This is a genomic window from Mechercharimyces sp. CAU 1602 (assembly GCF_024753565.1).
Taxonomy (GTDB): Bacteria; Bacillota; Bacilli; order Thermoactinomycetales; family JANTPT01; genus Mechercharimyces.
Map to the genome: position 1 here is coordinate 1,154,331 of NZ_JANTPT010000001.1, position 15,966 is coordinate 1,170,296.

Below are 15,966 nucleotides of genomic sequence, written 5' to 3' on the forward strand. Positions count from 1 at the left end.
ATGGGTATGTTCCCCCGCCACCTGTGCAGAAGGAAGTCGAGGTCAGTGAGGATATCGTCGAAGGGTTCATTTAGGCACAAAAAAGCCTCCACTTTGGAGGAAATGCGGTGGTCATCGAAAAGTTAGACTAGCCGCTTTTCCCGACGGGAGCCATTTGCGGCTAGTCTATTCACTCATGTGTAAAAATATGTCTGTCCTTTTCCGATTAGAAAAAGGAGCCGTGTTCAAGAAAATTTGCTAACCCACCGATGGCTCCACCAATTACAAACCAAACCCACATACTTTAGCACCTCTCAATTAACAAATGAACTTACCCCCAATTCTGCCCTTGTGGGCAAATAACATTCAGGAGGGATTCAAGTGGCAAATACGGTTGTGTTGGATTGGGATCGCTTCTTTCAAGGGGAAATCGTCCCTAAGGAGATGAAAGGATCGATCGCACCAAAAGCATTCGCCGCTACGTGGGCTCTGTTCACACCCATGAAAGTGATGGCTGCAACGGGAACAGAATCGGCAGCGGCAAGTCAGACATGGAACAACGTCTTTCATACGGCTATGGGCATCTCAGATTGGCTCTGCGTGGGAGTCTTCATCTTCGCAGGAGCAACGTGGATGCTCTCCCATCGCACCGATGCTCTCAATCGGATGATCGGTGGAGCGACTGGGTATGTTGTGATTCGTCACTCCATGGACATCCAGCACTGGTTAGCTAGTCTATAGGGGGTGAGCACAATGATCGTTCGTATCAACGGTGTTCCGCCTGAAGAACACCTGAATTGGGTCGAGAAAAAAATACAAAGTGGTGCCGACTGGACAGGTGATGCGATAACAGAAAAGATCACTGACGGTTTTCAAGTCGCAGCCCAAAATCTGATCCATGCCATTGACATTCATTCCGCGGAAATCATCACCCTTGCTACCATTGTGTGCGCAGGCGGGGTCATGATCGCGCCGTTTATCGGCGACCATGCTGGCAAGTGGTGGGGACGGCTCGCATTCGTTCTGTTTGGTGGAGTGGTATGGAGGATACTCGTATGAAGATCTATGAGAAGACTAATCCTGAACGGTCGATTGTGCGGATTGTACCTCATACTTCCGTATTGAACTCAATGAACCGCCGGCTGATGACACATATCCACTCCCTCCTCTCCACGGATCGTACCCGCTTCCAACTCAAAAACGAGGACGGGATATACTTACGCATTCACCCCAAGCCGGACATATGGTTCATCACGAAGATCCACGGCAATGAAGATGGGAAGAGTGTCGAATACTTCGCCTCCATGCCGACAGACTTTGTACCATCGTTTACGTCCAAAATCTCGAACCATGAGCAATGGAAGAAGTGCACTATCGAAGAAATTGATGCAGACGAATACTCTTTCCCACCCGAAAAAGACACCGACATCCACCGTTTATGCTATGCCCGACATGACATTTTTTCGCTCGCTTTCGATTACAAAGAACAAACCATACCAGCCCGTGACATCGTTGGAATAGCAAATGAGGTTCAATCAGGTGAATCCATCGACTTGTTCGTTCGCTGTACAGCAATGCCCCGCGTGAAATGGAAGCGAATCGGCGAATATGCATGGGGGCAATGGAAAAAGGGCAAAATCCCCCCACGTCCTGGCTTTGACCCAAAACGCTTAACAAATGATCTATACGGTATGGTGGGTCAGATTGCGGGTGAAGTGAGGTCGCTAGTCGAGGATGTTTTAGATGCTTTTAGCAAAAGCTTTTTCAATGAAGAGAGCCAGCAGAAAGAGAAATCCTATTCTCAGATGAGTGCGGAAATGGCAGAGATCGGGGAGTTAAGCACGATGACAAAGAGAAAGCGAAACCTTCCCATCATGGGAACTTCGATCCGTGCCATGATCCACTCCCCCGATCCTGTCCATCGACAAGTATTAGCCCACTCTCTTTCTGGCGCATTCGATACACTAGGCGGAGATAATCAACTGGAACGCATCAAAATTAATATCGGCTCCCATGATGAATACAACCGCATGAAGCGATGGGAGGTGCCTGCCAGGGGAGATAAATGCCTGATGAGTGTAGATGAAATCGGAAAACTTATTCAGCTCCCAACAGCTGACGTGCAAGAAGAATTCCATGATGTATTGGAAACCGTCACTGGGAAACAAGATGCGCCTGCTCAGAATCTGATCAAGAAGGGTATCGAGATTGGGACAGTCTCTTACAAGAAGGTCGATCATCCCGTTCACATGCCGACAAATAACCTCGATGCACTTTGTCTCCCTCGCATTGTCATCGGGGGAATGGGCACAGGGAAAACACGTGGTTTTGGTGCAAACTGGCTAGTAGAGGCAGTAAAGAACGGATATGGGGCAATTGCCATTGATCCGAACAAAGGAGAAATTGGTGATGAACTTGAAGCCGCTGGGGTTCCGCTCACTCGAATCCGATTTGGTGATCGACCTATATCCCTAGACTGGAGAGAGGTATATCACTCCCCCCGCGGAAGGGCTCGCCTCGCTTCTGCTATGCTCTCCTTTTTTGCGAATGGGGAAGAAGAAAACAGAATGCAGACAGGACGATTCATACGAGCGACAATCATGGGAATGCAAACGGGAGAACTATCCGAAATACTAAAGATACTAAGTGACGAGAAATATCGGAAGGAATGCATCTTGAAAATGCCTCCTGGTATCCATTGCGACACGTTAAACGAATTTGATCAGTCCACGGATCGTAAACAACAACAGCTAGCCGCCCCGATCTACAACCGTTTAGATATCATCATGGGAGACCAGTACCTGGGTGAATGTATGAACATCACCGAAGGAATCGATATGGTGGAACTTATGTCAAAGCCAGGGCATGCTTTTGTCTTCGACGTGCCATCAAGCCAGCTTGGTCGGGAGGTGGTCGATATCATTGTAAACCTGCTCTCCACCAAAATTGACCTTGCCATGACGCTCCGAAAAGAAGAGGATCAATTCCCGTGTTTCGTTCTTCTTGATGAACCACACCAATTTTTACGATCGGCTTCGCTTTGGAAATCAGCTGTTGTCGAGTCAAGGAAGTGGCGGGTGGGTTACATCTGGACATTCCACTCTTGGGAGCAGATTCAACCCCGTGAACTTCGTGAGATCATGCGATCGGCGAATCCGCACTATCATGTCTATCAGAGCTCTCCTAAAACATACAAAGAGCTGGAACATGAAATCAAGCCGTTCACAGCGGACGATGGAGTACGGCTTCCAAAGTATCATGCGATCAATGTCGTTCATACAGGCGAGGGAACCATGAAGCCGTTTATCGCTAAAATGGCTCCACCTCCCACGGTAAAGGTAAATTAATGTTTGAATTTGTCCAATGTTCGGTATAAAATGCGTGTAAACAGGAAAAGGAGGGAATTTCCTATGAAGTTCAACTTTCGTATTTTCTTTTGGTCGATTGCCGCATTAGTCCTCATCTTAACCCTCTGCCAAATGTTCATCAGCTTCAGATTAGATGAGTTATATAGTAATTCAAATGTAATCAGCTACATTATGATGGGCGTAACAAATTCAGCGCAATTCATTTTTTACGGTGAGATCATTCATTTGATCACCAAGAAGCTAAGTAAAGAAAAGCAGGGAGCTGATGAGGTTTGAAAAAAGGGAATGTCATCGGGTTGATAGTCGGAGGAAGTTGTTTACTCCTCCTCGTTTTCTTCGGGGGGCTATTCTTTCTGTTCAACCTCTTGATAGGATTTGAATCTGGAGGATCTGATGAGGGAAAAACCATCGAAGCTGGAGTTGAAGAAGATTCCTCTAAGGAGCACAGCCTTCAAATGGTACCTGATACGGGTGAACTAGAAAGGTTGCCACTCTCAGTCGACGAATTTATTGATAAATACAATGATGCCAGATTGTCTACAATAAATAAACTTGATAGCGATCCAATCGTGATCCCTGCCGACTACGAGATCGATGAGAGTAAAGAGCATCCGTTCAACTTCATCAGACTGGGCGAACGAATCGATAAATCAGGGAACTCTAACCCCCTAGAAGCATTAGCTGCCATTGAGGTTTTTAATTTGAAATTGAACAAGGAAGATCATTCGTTACACTCAGTCACTTACACAGGTGGAACCTTTGATCTAGCCACATTCCTCACTGTGTGCGATGCATTGGGTATATACTCTACCTATGAAATTGATCGACTTGTTCTAGATCTAAATAAGGCTATTAGTACTGGTGAAGAAAAATTCGAAAGAACAGTAAGAGTCGAGGGGATCATAGTTGAGTTGTCTTGGGAAAGAGGGATGCCTTCATCATTTTCGTTCACAGGTAAGTAAAAAAGACCGGACATGGGTACAATTTACCCACGTCCGGTCTCTTCTTTTGATGCTTTGGTCTCGATTATCTAATGTTCTATTCTTCACCAATGCTTTCATTTCCTTTTTTGCCCTAGCGATGTTTTTTATCTGCTTGCTTCCCGTCCACAAAAGACTGCCCTAGGATGTACGCCACGACCGCCCCCGTAAACCCTAAGTAAGTCTCTTCATCCAGCTGAATACCGACCACCTCGGATACGATCGGGTAGAGTGCCGCTAAGATCGCCATCCACAGCTTGCGTGATTTTAGTTTGTCCACGTGACCACTCCTCACTTCTTTTTTGTATAGATGAATGCCTCCACACCCGCATCTTTGAGCTTCTCTAGTCGCTCTTCTGCATTATTCTTTTCCTCAAATGCCCCCGCTTGCACAGCATAGAGCTTCCCATCTTTCTTCTCTGGCTTTGGTTCAGGCTTCGGCTTTGGCTTCGGCTTCTCCTCAGACTTGTACTTCACGCCATAAAATTCACAGATTCCCTTACAGATGTCTATGGCGGTCTCCTTCTGAAAGCCTTTGTCTAACATCAGGAGCGCTTCACGCTCGTTGTCCATAAACCCGCATTCGACCAGAACGGCATGCATTTTTGTCTCTCGCAGAACGTGGAAGTCGGCTTTCTTCACGCCCCGATCCTTTTGCTTCGTGCCCCTGATTACCTCCCCGTGAATGCACTTCGCCAGCTTAACTGTGCTTCCAGGGGCATCGGGATGCACATAAGTCTCTACCCCCGATGGATTCGCCCCTTTGAAGCTGGAGTCGTAGGCGTTGTAGTGGCATGCGATATATGCGTCTACCTTCTTTTTATTAGCAAGGTCAGTACGTGACTTTAGACTGTGGTCTTTATCCCCTGGAGCTACCAACAACGTCTTAAATCCGTTATGTCGGAGTTCTTTATCCAAATAATACACAACCGCACGGTTGAATTCGTTCTCCTTGATCGTGCGCTTCAAGCTGGCAATGTAAGGTGTACGCTTCCCCGCTGTGCTCATCCCATGCCCGTCATCTAAGGCGATATATGCGTGTGCCATACTATCATCCTCCTCATTTTTGCTCAAAAAAAATAGGCACTCATTATGCCTGTTATAACTGCACTTACAATGATGCCAATTGCCCACCGTTCGTGCTTTTCTATTGCCTCAACACGTTTGTTCAGGTTCTCAATGTCCTTGGTCTGTAGCTTCGTCTCAGTTAGGATCTGATTTTGTGAAGCCTCAACTCCCTCCAGTTTTTTATAAATATCATCTAGGGTGATCGTCACACCTGCTTTTTGCGTCACATCCCCTCCCCCTCTCCACTACTCACCCAGCCAAGCAGACATCAGCTGACTACACGCCTTCTTGGTCGCCTCATCCTTTGTTTGTGCGATAATCCCAGTGTCCTCGAACTTCCGAAGTAGTAACTTATACTCCACTCTCTCCACATCGTTGTTTTCTTCACCCTTCTCGATTACCTTCTCTTCCTTGATCATCGCAACCTGGTGGGATTGAAAGTTTCCTCCGTCTTGTGGATCAAGCTCGATGTAGACCACTTTGTCCTTCTCAAGCGGGTACACGTGGAACGTAGGTGTCTCCACAGCATCACCTCCTTTACTCGCCTAGCGTCCTCTTGGTCAATCCATCGTAGCGGTGCTCAAGGTTCCTCAGGCGATCAAAGAGACGTAATCCTGTATGAACCGCATTCGTTTTCCCTACAGCTATCTGGATTTCCTCTTGATTTCCCGATACAGAAAAAGACACCGCTCGCACGATGTTCGTAGTGGTCTGTCTTTTCAATATCACTCGTACCTTGTCACCTAGCTTGAAATCCCTACCGTATCGAACCGCCTCCGTCTCCTGAAATTGAAACTGAAACGAGGTCTGCTCTCCGTACTCAGACAATCGTTGATTCGCATATTTAATTAAGTTTTTCGTTTCTTCTCCATCATCGGGTTTCTCACCCGTGTACTCCTCAAAGGCTTCAATCCGTCCATACATCGACCTTGATGCATCATCTTTCGTGTAGGCAAACACTCGATCTACTCCTTCGCCAGAACCTCCCACCAATATCTGAGTTGCTTTCGGTCGGATTCGCTTGTAGGTGTAGCTCACAATGGTCCCCAGGCTCATGCTCATAACAGCGTTGCCAGCAATCGAAGGTTCTATCGTTTCGAAGCGAACTTCCCAATCACCTGCATTCAAGTATTGCCTACAGAGAATTTGAAGAGGATAACCTTTGTACTCCGAGTAGTCCGCTATTCCTTGTATGAAAGGGAGCATCGACTCGCCTCGTGCTCTCGACTTCTCTGCGTTCGGGATCAGATATCCATTGTCATTATCCACACAGTTCAAGAAATCCAATCTACGCAAGCTTTCCTCTTGGGTCTGTCCAAAGTTGTCCACCACAAAGGAGTGGATGTGATTCGAGGCATACCTCTTGTTGCTATCCCCTTCATTTGGATATTGGTCTGTATGGTAATTGGTTGTGCTATCCGGGTAGAGGGAAGAGCTCATTTTCGGACTCGCCATGAACTTCGGATGTGGGAGCGCAAGATGGTTTTGAATCCAGATCATATCGCATGAACCGGATAAGGTAAGATATTCACCCGCTACAGATGCCTCTTCTTCCGCGTCCAAGTAGGGTCCCGATAGAAGTAAATATCCGTTGCGTTCGATGTATACCCCGCCGATTCCACCATTGTTCGGGTCATCCATCAGATTATAAAAAAGCTGGGCACCATCACTTGTGGCATCCAGCTTGAGTGTCCACTTTGAAACTTCGTTGTATTTGAGCTCCACTTGAAGAGAAATATACTCGTCTACCTCCCCCACGAACTCAAACTTCTTATTCCTTACCCTGATTCGATAATGAGATTTTAGAGCCTCCATGCTGCTACACCCCCCAGTATGCCAGCTGGTATTCAATTTCCAACCTGCTATTATCATCTGTACCACCCGTATAGTCCAAATCTACCGACCACACTCCCCGCGGAACCGTGAAAAATTGACTATAGGTTGCGTTGATGTGCTCGTACAGGTTGGTACCGTCGTCAAGAATGATCAGCTTCTTCCCTGGTCGCATGTCTATTAGTACATAACGATTAGTCGGAATGCTATAGTTGAGCTTCAGTTGATGGATCGGGTCATCATTCCAGGTTGTTGTCAACTTTACCAGTGGATTTGTCCCTGGTCCATATAGCCTTAGGATTGGATATAGCTCCGTATCACCAGCATTATATACTTTCATCCGTGTGGAGCTCATCGCCATCGTGCTATCCCGATCCACCTTAGAATACTCTCCGTACCACATCGGGTCGAAAGCTCGAAACTTCAGGGACATCTTCTTCTGAAATCCGAACCGGCTACGTGTCTGCTCTCCCTCCAAGCCATTCATATATCTGCATACGAGCTGTCGCTGTTCGCCTTCAGGATACAGACATAGAAGAGTAAGTGGTTTGTTGACAAGGGTGGAAGTCATCTTTCTCACTTTCTCTCTCAAGTCTTCCTCGCTGAACCCTTGTACAGAAACCGTCCGAATGACATCCCTGGGCTTCACGTTCGTAAACTGATATACCGACCCTTGTTGGGAATTGGTTTCGTATTCGGTGAATTCAATAGGTGGAGCATCTGAACCCGAATGAGGAATCACATCACGGTAGCCATCGCGTCCGTCAAGATATATGAGGGGATTAGGTGGATGAGTGATGATCTCGCCAGACTGTTCTGTCCAGGTGACATTTAAATCATCCACCGCCATCAAATTCCGACCGTGAATGGGACTTGAATCCCCTGCGTCTCGCTTGAATTCAAATGTCATTTCGTAGGTTCTACCTGGTGTAAGTACCAACGATTCCTCCCACCATTTCCCCCACGGGCACCCCCACTGATTGTAAGCATATTGAGATGTTGTTCGGTTCGGATTGCACCATTCAAAGCGCTTCCAACTGTCGCCGTTGATGTAGATCCGATACTCTTCAAAGAGGTCATAGTAAACCAGTGTATCTGGGACATCATCTCCATACCATTGCTTGGACTTCGTGATGTTCCCATATTGCCCGCGTTCCGACTCCACAAGGTTCCACCATGTCACTTTGGCGTTTTTGACGTTGTGCGGGATAGAAAATGAGATGGATGAGACTGCGTTTTCGTTGTTCCTTGTGCTCCGATTGTCTGACCTGAACATAGACCCATCCGAAGTGGGCTTTTCTCCATAATCTCCATCCCGATTTGATATCAGAGGGGTTCGATACCATCCAGCGCTCGTTCTTGGTTCATTCGGCTGGGGTGGATCAGGATCAGACCTTGTAATCTTGTCTAAAGTAACTGACTTTTGAATTCGGATTTTGTAATGTCGCTTCCCCGAGCTATAAATAAGAATCCCTGCTAAATCAATATAGCAGTCAAATGGTACGGTTTTTGTCCCATCTGATTTATGGATGACCGTCTTCCTCCATTCATGGATCTTTTTGATCTGTCCACCGCTGAGGTTCGCCATTCCCGCAGCACGGTGATAATCAGAGGAACCGTTGATTCCGATCTTACAGGTTTTTGTCGCACTTGACTGTATATCGAAGCTAGAGTGTAGACTCTCCCAATATAGTTTTGCTGTAATGGTACTCGTGTTGTTTGTCTCACTTTGAGTTGCAGACCAAACCAGTCGTAGCCGATATCCCCCACCCCAGCTACGCGTCTCTATTGATTTTGTCAAAGTACCACTGGTAGCCACTTTCTCACCTCCTCCTTATACATTCTCCCTTTCCTGAATGGTAAAGAAAGCATTATGGTTCGAACTCTCAAAGCCCAACGTATAAGTAACGGTTCGCTCTCTTAAATTGATGTCGCTCGTCGGTGCTGTGGCGATCAGCATGGCGGGCTTTCTCGGGATGTCATATGCCACAACGACATCGTCAATATAGAGCGAATTGGTGCCGTAGTGGTCGCTGCCTATTTTGTGAAAGGTCATCCCCAATTCATACTCACTACCAGGGACTAATTCTGTCTGAACCGGATCCCATTCATACGTTGTTTCGCCATTCCATACTGTCGAGCCATTTAAGGTAATCTCTCCACTTCCACCAACAGCCGATGTATCCATCAAAGCATAAAAGCCTAGTGTTGGTTTAATCGCCGTAACAGGTACTTTGAAACGGATCTTCCCACCAGCAGAATTATTGAGGGGAATGGTCTGATACTCGTTGGCAGGCTCCACTCCAAGCGAATAAAACCCCGAATGACTTCTTCGATAGGTCGGATGAAAGCCGTACTCATTTCCCGTAACTGTTTCTATCACCTCGAAATAATCATCGTCCTCCCCTCCATCAAAATCCAGTACCTGTACAATCTTTTTCTGAGGTTGCTCCACAGTCATGGGGGTCTCTTCAATATCCCATGAAATCTGAACATCATCAATCCATATACTTTTACCATTGGTCGATGCAGATCGTTCATGAATCAAGGAAACGCGTTGCATACCCCGTGAGATGGCTCGGTCATCGGATTCAGCAAACGTATAGGTAGTTTCGGATTGCCCGCCTTCCAAGGACAGCAAGAGAGAACCATTGAGGCTGACATATAAAAAATCACTGGAATCCGTTTTTGACGTATCCGCTTGAAGACGCAGGGTGATGTTTTTCGCATTCTCAGGTACATTATAGGATAGGAACATCCCTGCCTCCCCTGAGATCCCACCTGCCACTGGAGTCGATACATACCCCATATCCCCTGTTACCAAGTCGGTAACCCCTCGAAACCACTCTTCCTCGACCACTTCTACCTCAAAGAAATCCTCTTCATCGTAACCGGATGATTCTTCACCCAGTTCTAGTTGAGCATTTCGAAACCATACTGAACCCGTACTATCACTGTCAGTAGCCTCCGCTTCAAGAAGTACGCGTGCTTTCACTGTTCCGCTTGGTGCAAATAAATTTTCAGAAGAGATGCGCTCGAATTCTTCCTGCTGAAACTCAACAGCTGTTGTGTAGGAGATCACTTCATCTAGTTCATCGTGCCAAGCGATGTATACTCGACCGTGAAAATTGCCTGACTGAACCTGAACTTTCCCCTCAACAGACAGGCTAAATGTGAGCTGTTCTGGAACATTCAACGATTGATCAACTGAACACCGAGATCGTTCAGATGCAGAGGAAATTGTGATCATCTGTGAATTCTCATCGAAAAAATAATCATTCATGGACTTTGAACTTCCGTTCTTCACCCATCCATCCACCACCCCATCGCCATCGGTGTCTGTGTTCAACGATGGGTGCTGGAGGATGTTCTGAAATCCCGTTCGTTTTATTATCTCAGCCATCACTTATCCCCTCCTCAACCATGAAGTGACTCGTAACGCTTAATCGCTTCTACTACTTTATCCCCCATTGAATGGTTAGCCCCTGCTTCGATGTGAATATAGTAATTACGAGTGATGTTTGTTGTGCTACCGGTACTTGAAAGTGGTGTCGACTGTAGCCCCCCAACTCGTCCAGGGATGCCGCTTGGAACCGAAGCTTCCGCCAGTAAATGTCCCATTCTTGCCACTTCAGAAATCCTTTGTTTCATCCCTTCCTCGTACCCCTGGGCAGTAAACATCCCCAGCTCCATCGTTTTCCGTGAGGGAGATCGAATCGCCATGTTTGACCTAATCGCACTCCATGCCGCTGTCGCCAAGCTCGCTGCCGCCCTAATAACACCATACTTTCCACTTCGAATTCCGCCCGCAAATCCACTGGCAACATCGGTGCCTAATCCATGCGCTCCGCTCACCTTAAGATTTCTCCTCGCTGCCTGAGAAACAGATGATGCCGCATTACCAGCTCCGACTCTTCCTCGCAAGATGCCTTTATTGAACTGACCGCTTGCATTACTACCTCCACCACCGTCGGTTGTCTTCCCCATTGTAGAAGACACTGTTTGGGAAATGCCGTATGCTTCTTTTCGAACCATCGGATTGCGACTGCGAATACCCAAAGCCATGTTGGCTCCTGTTTTTTTCCCTCCGCCACCATCCGTTGTACTACTTAACCTTTTAGAAACAGAGTTGCTTAACTCACCAGCCTCCTCTAACAAGCGATTCTTACTTCTCGATAATCCATCGGTCATCGAGTCGCCCGTGCGCTTCCCCTGTCCAGTAAGGTCTACGACCGCTCCTTTTTCGAGTAAATGTCCCACGCCGTCCATAAACGTCTTGATGTCGATTTTCCCACTCTGCAACCCCTGTAGGAGCGTCTGCACAGAGTGCTTGCCTTTTGTGCCAAGGTCAACTTTAACGCCACTTTCGATGTCAAGCCCCATCAAACGAGATGCTTCTTGTACATCAATCGCTTTGGACTGCATCCCTAGCCGTAGGGTCTCGATATTCTGCCTACCCTCTTTCGACAGATCAAAAGTCATCCCCAGTTGAAGCTGATTCCTGAAGTAAGCATATACCGCATCAAAACTATACTTTCCATTTATTAGACCCAGGGCAAAACTTTCAGCAGTCACTTTTCCATAAGGTCCTAGGTTTATTTCCATTTCCGATTCCAGATCAAGTCCGACCTCTTTCGCAATTGCTGTGATGTCCTTACCTTTTAGTCCCTCGGTAAAGCTTTCAATCGCACGAATTCCTTCTTCAGTAAAATCTCCTTCGCCGTAAATCGTCCTCAACTGACTCATATGGGCAACGGCAATGTCCCTTGAGTCATATTCACCCGATTCCAGACCCTCCAAGAAGGAGTTGATGCTGATTTCACCTTCGGAACCTAGGTCGATTCTCATCCCTTCCTTTGTTTGAACACCCAGTGACTCCGCTACTAGCCGTGCTTTCACTCCCCCTTCTTGCAAACTTTTTGTCAATGCCTCCATCGACTCTCTTCCCAATTGCCCGTACTTTGCTTCCAGTGCACTCCATCCTTCTTCCACTTCCTTGGCTGCTTTGTCCGCTTGCTCTTTCACTGATTGTATATACTCTTCGTTAGATTTTTTCGTTCTCTCACGTAATTGTGCTTCCGTTTCCTCATACCCTAAATAGTTCCTTTTGTTCTTTTCTGCCATTTCTTGTCCGTGCAAATCGTACATCTGAGCCTCTTCGGAAAGACTTTCCCCTAGCACTTCCAACGAATCTGCCTTTGCTTGGAGGGCAACTTGTTTTTTGTCCTTCTCCACCTGTTTAATGATTTCTAAACTAGCATCATACTCCGCTTTGGTCAGTTCGCTATTTGTATCTAATTTTTTCTTCATCTCTGTCGCCCAATCGGTTGCTGCATCTACGGCATCCTGATACGCTTTTTCAATTTCACCCGACCATTTTTTCGCACCATCGGCGGTAATCTTTCCCTGTTCCGATTGGATCTTCCCCATCAGTCCATAGATATCTTCTACTTTTTTAGCGAATGCCCGACCACTCTCATCCATGGTAAGCAAGGCGGTTTGGTATGCCTTTGCAAGCTCTGCAGGCATCTTGGTCATGTCCCCGCCATACTCGAGTAAACCTCTTCGGATAATCTCACTCGCTTCCTCCACATTCCTAATCATTTGGTCTACACTCTTTGTCACAGAATCACCAATGAAATCGACGGTTGGTTTAAGTGTATCTGGGACTTCTCCAAGAAGATTGGCTACCATCGTTTGGATGGCAATTTTATCTTCTTCCAGTGCTTTCACGATTTTATCGCCCATTTTAGCGAAGATCTTGACCGTTTCATCCACAATTTTTGTTGCCTGCTCTCTCGAGGATATCCGCAGTTTATTTAAATTCACCAAAGCCGCATCTCGTAAATCGACATACCCTCTCGCCGCTTTCATCGTTTCCTCAGACACCCCTTCTCCAAAACGCCTAGCAGACTCTCTCGTTTTATCCAACTCTTTAGACGCTTCACGATTAACCGCAACCATCCCGCCCAACAACACCGCCGCTCCAGCTAGTGCCGCCGTCAACGGATTGGCTACTGCGATGATCCCTGCTATGGCAGCACCAACCGCTAAAAAGCCAGCTGTTACCGCCGCGAAAATCGCTATAGACTCCTTCGTTTGAGGGTTCAAATCAGAGAACCATTCGACGACTCCCTTAAGCCCCTCCGCTAATCCCTTTAACACAGGTAGGAAGGCGGTTCCGATCTCAATCTGTGCGGTCTCAAATGCACTCTTCAGCTCTTCCAGCGTACCGTTTAGATTATTCATCCGTTCGGCTGCCACTTCTGCCGCCGTGGTCTTTCCCATTTCCTTGTTCATCTTCTCGATGCCTTTAGATCCCTCTTTGAAGGCAATATTCGCCGCCCGAATTGCATCCGTACCAAACATCGTTTTAAGTGCGGCATTCCGTTGTTCTTTGGACAGATCCGACAGATGTTCGCTCAGGACTTCAGAAATATCCGCAAAGCTCTTGATCTCACCGTTGGTATCATAGAAGATGTTCTTTCCCTCTCGGGTAACGATCCCTAACTCTTTCATCTGTTCCTTCGCTTCTTTAGAGCTAGGGGTGAGGTTCAAGAGCATCGTTTTAAGCGAGGTTCCCGCATCGCTTCCTTTTAGTCCGTTCTGAGCGAAGGTTGCCAGTGCAGTTGAAGTATCCTCAAAGGATAAACCCGCTCCAGATGCAACTGCCGCCACTTGACTCAACCCTTGATTCATTTCAGAGACACTGGTAGCAGACGCATTCGCCGCTCCAGCAAGAATATCCGCCGCCTTCGACACGGACAACTGGTCGCTCTTAAACGCATTGAGTGCAGTTGCCGCTATCTCCGCCGCCTCTGCTAATTCCAGTTCCCCCGCTGCCGCTAAATCCAGCGCACCCGCTAATCCTCCACCCATAATCTTCTCTGCTGAGATGCCCGCCTTCGCCATCTCTTCAATCGCTCGTGCCGCTTCGCTTGCGCTGTACTTCGTTTCCGCCCCCATGTCAAGTGCCAGTTGCCGAAACTTCTCCATCTCTCCTGCGCTTGCGCCTGTGACCGCCTTAATGCCTGAGAGTTGCGATTCAAAATCCGCCGCTTTTTTTACTGCCGATCCAAGTGCAACCGCAATTCCCGCAGACATCGCTGTCATCGCCGCTCCCGCTTCCAAAGAGTACCCTTTCGCTTTTGCCCAACCCTTGCCGAGCTTGGAGATCTTCGATGTGTGCTGTGCAAGGTCACTGTTGACTTTCTTTAAACTGCCTTCCATACGAGAAAGAGAAGCTCGTGACTTGTTCAGCTGAACTTCCAGCTGTTGCGTCTGCTTTGCGTCCCGCCCCACTTCCCGCACGTACTTCTCATGCGCACGTGTCAGCATGTCCACTTTCTGTCGTTGGAGCGCAATTTGTTTCCCCAGCGACTTTGACTTAAATTTGAGCTGTTGCTGTGCCCCTCCAAATGCCTTCGCCTTCGCTGACCCTGCATCAAACTCCGATTTGAGCACCCGCATGTTTCGATTCACAGCGGTTACGCCCTGCTGAAACTTCCGATAGTCCAGCGACACCTCACCATGGATTCCACCAAAAGATTGACTCATATCCTCACCTCGCTTTCAACCCGAAATGTAAGAGCCCCGTCTCCTCGATGAACAGCTCTTTTTCCCCCGCCTCTTCCTTGCGCTTATGTGCTCGAAGCTCAATAAAGTATGCGATGTCCATCTGATCAATCTCATGAAGCTTATACCCTGCCTCCATCAGATGCAGGTACATGTCTTTGACGGCATCCCTCAAACGGACTTCTTTTTTTTATCTCCATTTCCGTCCTCGGACAATGGACTAAACACCTGATTCACAATGCCATAAACGATTGCCCAGGACTGATTTGTCAGATGTCTTGCATCGGTTCCAGCCTCATATTCCTGCGGGGTAAATTGCTTGGTGAACACTTCCGATATCACGAGAAACAACTCATCTAGTAGCTCCTGTTGCTCTTCCTGAATCTCCTCTGTCTCCTCAAGCTCACTCATTTTTTTCAAGAATTTCTGTTGCTTATCCACCAAATCCAGTGCACGGCGAAACATCCGCCCGCTAATGAAATCTGCCATGTACATCTTTTTCTCACCATCGAATTGAAGCTCAATCTTCAACATCGTTCATTCCTCCTTCAGATATGTAAAAAGGGAGGCATTGCCTCCCTAAGCCGCTACCGTATCTTTTTCAATAACCTCTGTGAACCACATATCTTTTAGCCCAAACTCGGTGTCGGAAGAATCCCCAGAAATCATCCAGTTGTTATCGTATGAGCGGTTCACAAATGTCCCTTTCAATTTGGGATGTTGGAACTGAATATTCCCTTCTTTGGTCTTGTACTCTTGCTCCGCTGCCTGGAACCTGCCTTTATACAACCATACAAAGACCTCTGACCCATCGCCCTTGGCTGATCGAAACCCTAGCGCAACATAGGGAGAGATGTCATCCGCATTTTTAACGAGCATACCATTCATGTAGGTGTGACCCATCAACTTCTCATATGACCCAATCGTAAGGGAGTTCACTTCTAACTCCACATCAATCTCACCTAGCGCGGTCGCTGTTTCGACTGCGCCATCATCCCCATAGTCCACTGCGCTTTCCACTTTCGGACTAACCTTAGCATTTACGGCTGGAGCTAACTTAAAAGGCGCTTCATACTCCACCCCTGTTCCATCATCTTTTGTAAGAATCGCTACATAGAGATCCTTTAGCCCCACTTGACCCGATTGCGTTTGCGTCGCCATGC

Annotated in this window: 16 protein-coding genes; 5 read left to right on the plus strand and 11 right to left on the minus strand. The window is 47.3% G+C overall.

What is annotated here, in order from left to right:
- Window positions 1-360 precede the first annotated feature (360 nt).
- From NXZ84_RS06035 to NXZ84_RS06055, 5 genes are all read left to right on the plus strand, one after another.
- The gene (locus tag NXZ84_RS06035; protein WP_258839364.1) at window positions 361-720 is read left to right on the plus strand and encodes a hypothetical protein; all 360 of its coding nucleotides are present in this window, start codon (window positions 361-363) and stop codon (window positions 718-720) included.
- Between the two features lie 12 nt (window positions 721-732).
- Window positions 733-1,038, plus strand: coding sequence for a hypothetical protein (locus tag NXZ84_RS06040; protein ID WP_258839365.1), 306 nt, complete (start codon window positions 733-735; stop codon window positions 1,036-1,038).
- Window positions 1,035-3,326 (plus strand): type IV secretory system conjugative DNA transfer family protein, encoded by a 2,292-nt coding sequence (locus NXZ84_RS06045; RefSeq protein ID WP_258839366.1) that lies wholly within the window; start codon window positions 1,035-1,037, stop codon window positions 3,324-3,326. The genes NXZ84_RS06040 and NXZ84_RS06045 overlap by 4 nt, the downstream gene beginning before the upstream one ends.
- 63 nt (window positions 3,327-3,389) lie before the next feature.
- The gene (locus NXZ84_RS06050; protein WP_258839367.1) at window positions 3,390-3,623 is read left to right on the plus strand and encodes a hypothetical protein; all 234 of its coding nucleotides are present in this window, start codon (window positions 3,390-3,392) and stop codon (window positions 3,621-3,623) included.
- The gene (locus NXZ84_RS06055; protein ID WP_258839368.1) at window positions 3,620-4,309 is read left to right on the plus strand and encodes a hypothetical protein; all 690 of its coding nucleotides are present in this window, start codon (window positions 3,620-3,622) and stop codon (window positions 4,307-4,309) included. Before NXZ84_RS06050 ends, NXZ84_RS06055 begins: the two co-directional genes overlap by 4 nt.
- A gap of 112 nt (window positions 4,310-4,421) precedes the next feature.
- On the opposite strand, the gene NXZ84_RS06060 is transcribed toward NXZ84_RS06055, so the two are convergent.
- From NXZ84_RS06060 to NXZ84_RS06110, 11 genes are read right to left on the minus strand one after another with little or no spacing between them, the layout of a single operon-like run.
- Window positions 4,422-4,607 carry a hypothetical protein gene (locus NXZ84_RS06060; protein ID WP_258839369.1) on the minus strand — a complete coding sequence of 62 codons (186 nt, stop codon included), beginning with the start codon at window positions 4,605-4,607 and terminating at the stop codon, window positions 4,422-4,424.
- Between the two features lie 11 nt (window positions 4,608-4,618).
- Window positions 4,619-5,374 carry an N-acetylmuramoyl-L-alanine amidase gene (locus tag NXZ84_RS06065; RefSeq protein WP_258839370.1) on the minus strand — a complete coding sequence of 252 codons (756 nt, stop codon included), beginning with the start codon at window positions 5,372-5,374 and terminating at the stop codon, window positions 4,619-4,621.
- Between the two features lie 23 nt (window positions 5,375-5,397).
- Entirely contained in the window at window positions 5,398-5,622 is a 225-nt protein-coding gene (locus tag NXZ84_RS06070) for a hypothetical protein (RefSeq protein WP_258839371.1), read from the minus strand.
- 18 nt (window positions 5,623-5,640) lie between these two features.
- Entirely contained in the window at window positions 5,641-5,919 is a 279-nt protein-coding gene (locus NXZ84_RS06075) for a hypothetical protein (RefSeq protein WP_258839372.1), read from the minus strand.
- Between the two features lie 13 nt (window positions 5,920-5,932).
- Window positions 5,933-7,210, minus strand: coding sequence for a Gp37-like protein (locus NXZ84_RS06080; protein ID WP_258839373.1), 1,278 nt, complete (start codon window positions 7,208-7,210; stop codon window positions 5,933-5,935).
- A 4-nt stretch (window positions 7,211-7,214) separates the two neighbouring features.
- A complete protein-coding gene (locus NXZ84_RS06085; RefSeq protein ID WP_258839374.1) occupies window positions 7,215-9,047 on the minus strand; it encodes a phage tail family protein in 1,833 nt (610 codons plus the stop codon).
- Between the two features lie 15 nt (window positions 9,048-9,062).
- On the minus strand, window positions 9,063-10,631 hold the full coding sequence (locus tag NXZ84_RS06090) for a hypothetical protein (RefSeq protein ID WP_258839375.1): 1,569 nt from the start codon (window positions 10,629-10,631) through the stop codon (window positions 9,063-9,065).
- A gap of 14 nt (window positions 10,632-10,645) precedes the next feature.
- Entirely contained in the window at window positions 10,646-14,785 is a 4,140-nt protein-coding gene (locus NXZ84_RS06095; RefSeq protein WP_258839376.1) for a phage tail tape measure protein, read from the minus strand.
- Window positions 14,786-14,789: 4 nt separating this feature from the next.
- On the minus strand, window positions 14,790-14,942 hold the full coding sequence (locus tag NXZ84_RS06100; protein WP_258839377.1) for a hypothetical protein: 153 nt from the start codon (window positions 14,940-14,942) through the stop codon (window positions 14,790-14,792).
- A 32-nt stretch (window positions 14,943-14,974) separates the two neighbouring features.
- Window positions 14,975-15,337: a phage tail assembly chaperone G gene (gene gpG / locus NXZ84_RS06105; protein ID WP_258839378.1), complete on the minus strand. Its 363-nt coding sequence runs from the start codon at window positions 15,335-15,337 to the stop codon at window positions 14,975-14,977.
- Between the two features lie 45 nt (window positions 15,338-15,382).
- Entirely contained in the window at window positions 15,383-15,964 is a 582-nt protein-coding gene (locus tag NXZ84_RS06110) for a major tail protein (RefSeq protein ID WP_258839379.1), read from the minus strand.
- Between the last annotated feature and the right edge of the window lie 2 nt (window positions 15,965-15,966).

Coding starts and splice junctions, on each gene's coding strand:
- NXZ84_RS06095 (WP_258839376.1), bottom strand. CDS start 14,785: ATGAGTCAATCTTTTGGTGGAATCCATGGTGAGGTGTCGCTGGACTAT.
- NXZ84_RS06090 (WP_258839375.1), bottom strand. CDS start 10,631: ATGGCTGAGATAATAAAACGAACGGGATTTCAGAACATCCTCCAGCAC.
- NXZ84_RS06100 (WP_258839377.1), bottom strand. CDS start 14,942: ATGGAGGCAGGGTATAAGCTTCATGAGATTGATCAGATGGACATCGCA.
- NXZ84_RS06040 (WP_258839365.1), top strand. CDS start 733: ATGATCGTTCGTATCAACGGTGTTCCGCCTGAAGAACACCTGAATTGG.
- NXZ84_RS06110 (WP_258839379.1), bottom strand. CDS start 15,964: ATGGCGACGCAAACGCAATCGGGTCAAGTGGGGCTAAAGGATCTCTAT.
- gpG (WP_258839378.1), bottom strand. CDS start 15,337: ATGTTGAAGATTGAGCTTCAATTCGATGGTGAGAAAAAGATGTACATG.
- NXZ84_RS06080 (WP_258839373.1), bottom strand. CDS start 7,210: ATGGAGGCTCTAAAATCTCATTATCGAATCAGGGTAAGGAATAAGAAG.
- NXZ84_RS06050 (WP_258839367.1), top strand. CDS start 3,390: ATGAAGTTCAACTTTCGTATTTTCTTTTGGTCGATTGCCGCATTAGTC.
- NXZ84_RS06045 (WP_258839366.1), top strand. CDS start 1,035: ATGAAGATCTATGAGAAGACTAATCCTGAACGGTCGATTGTGCGGATT.
- NXZ84_RS06065 (WP_258839370.1), bottom strand. CDS start 5,374: ATGGCACACGCATATATCGCCTTAGATGACGGGCATGGGATGAGCACA.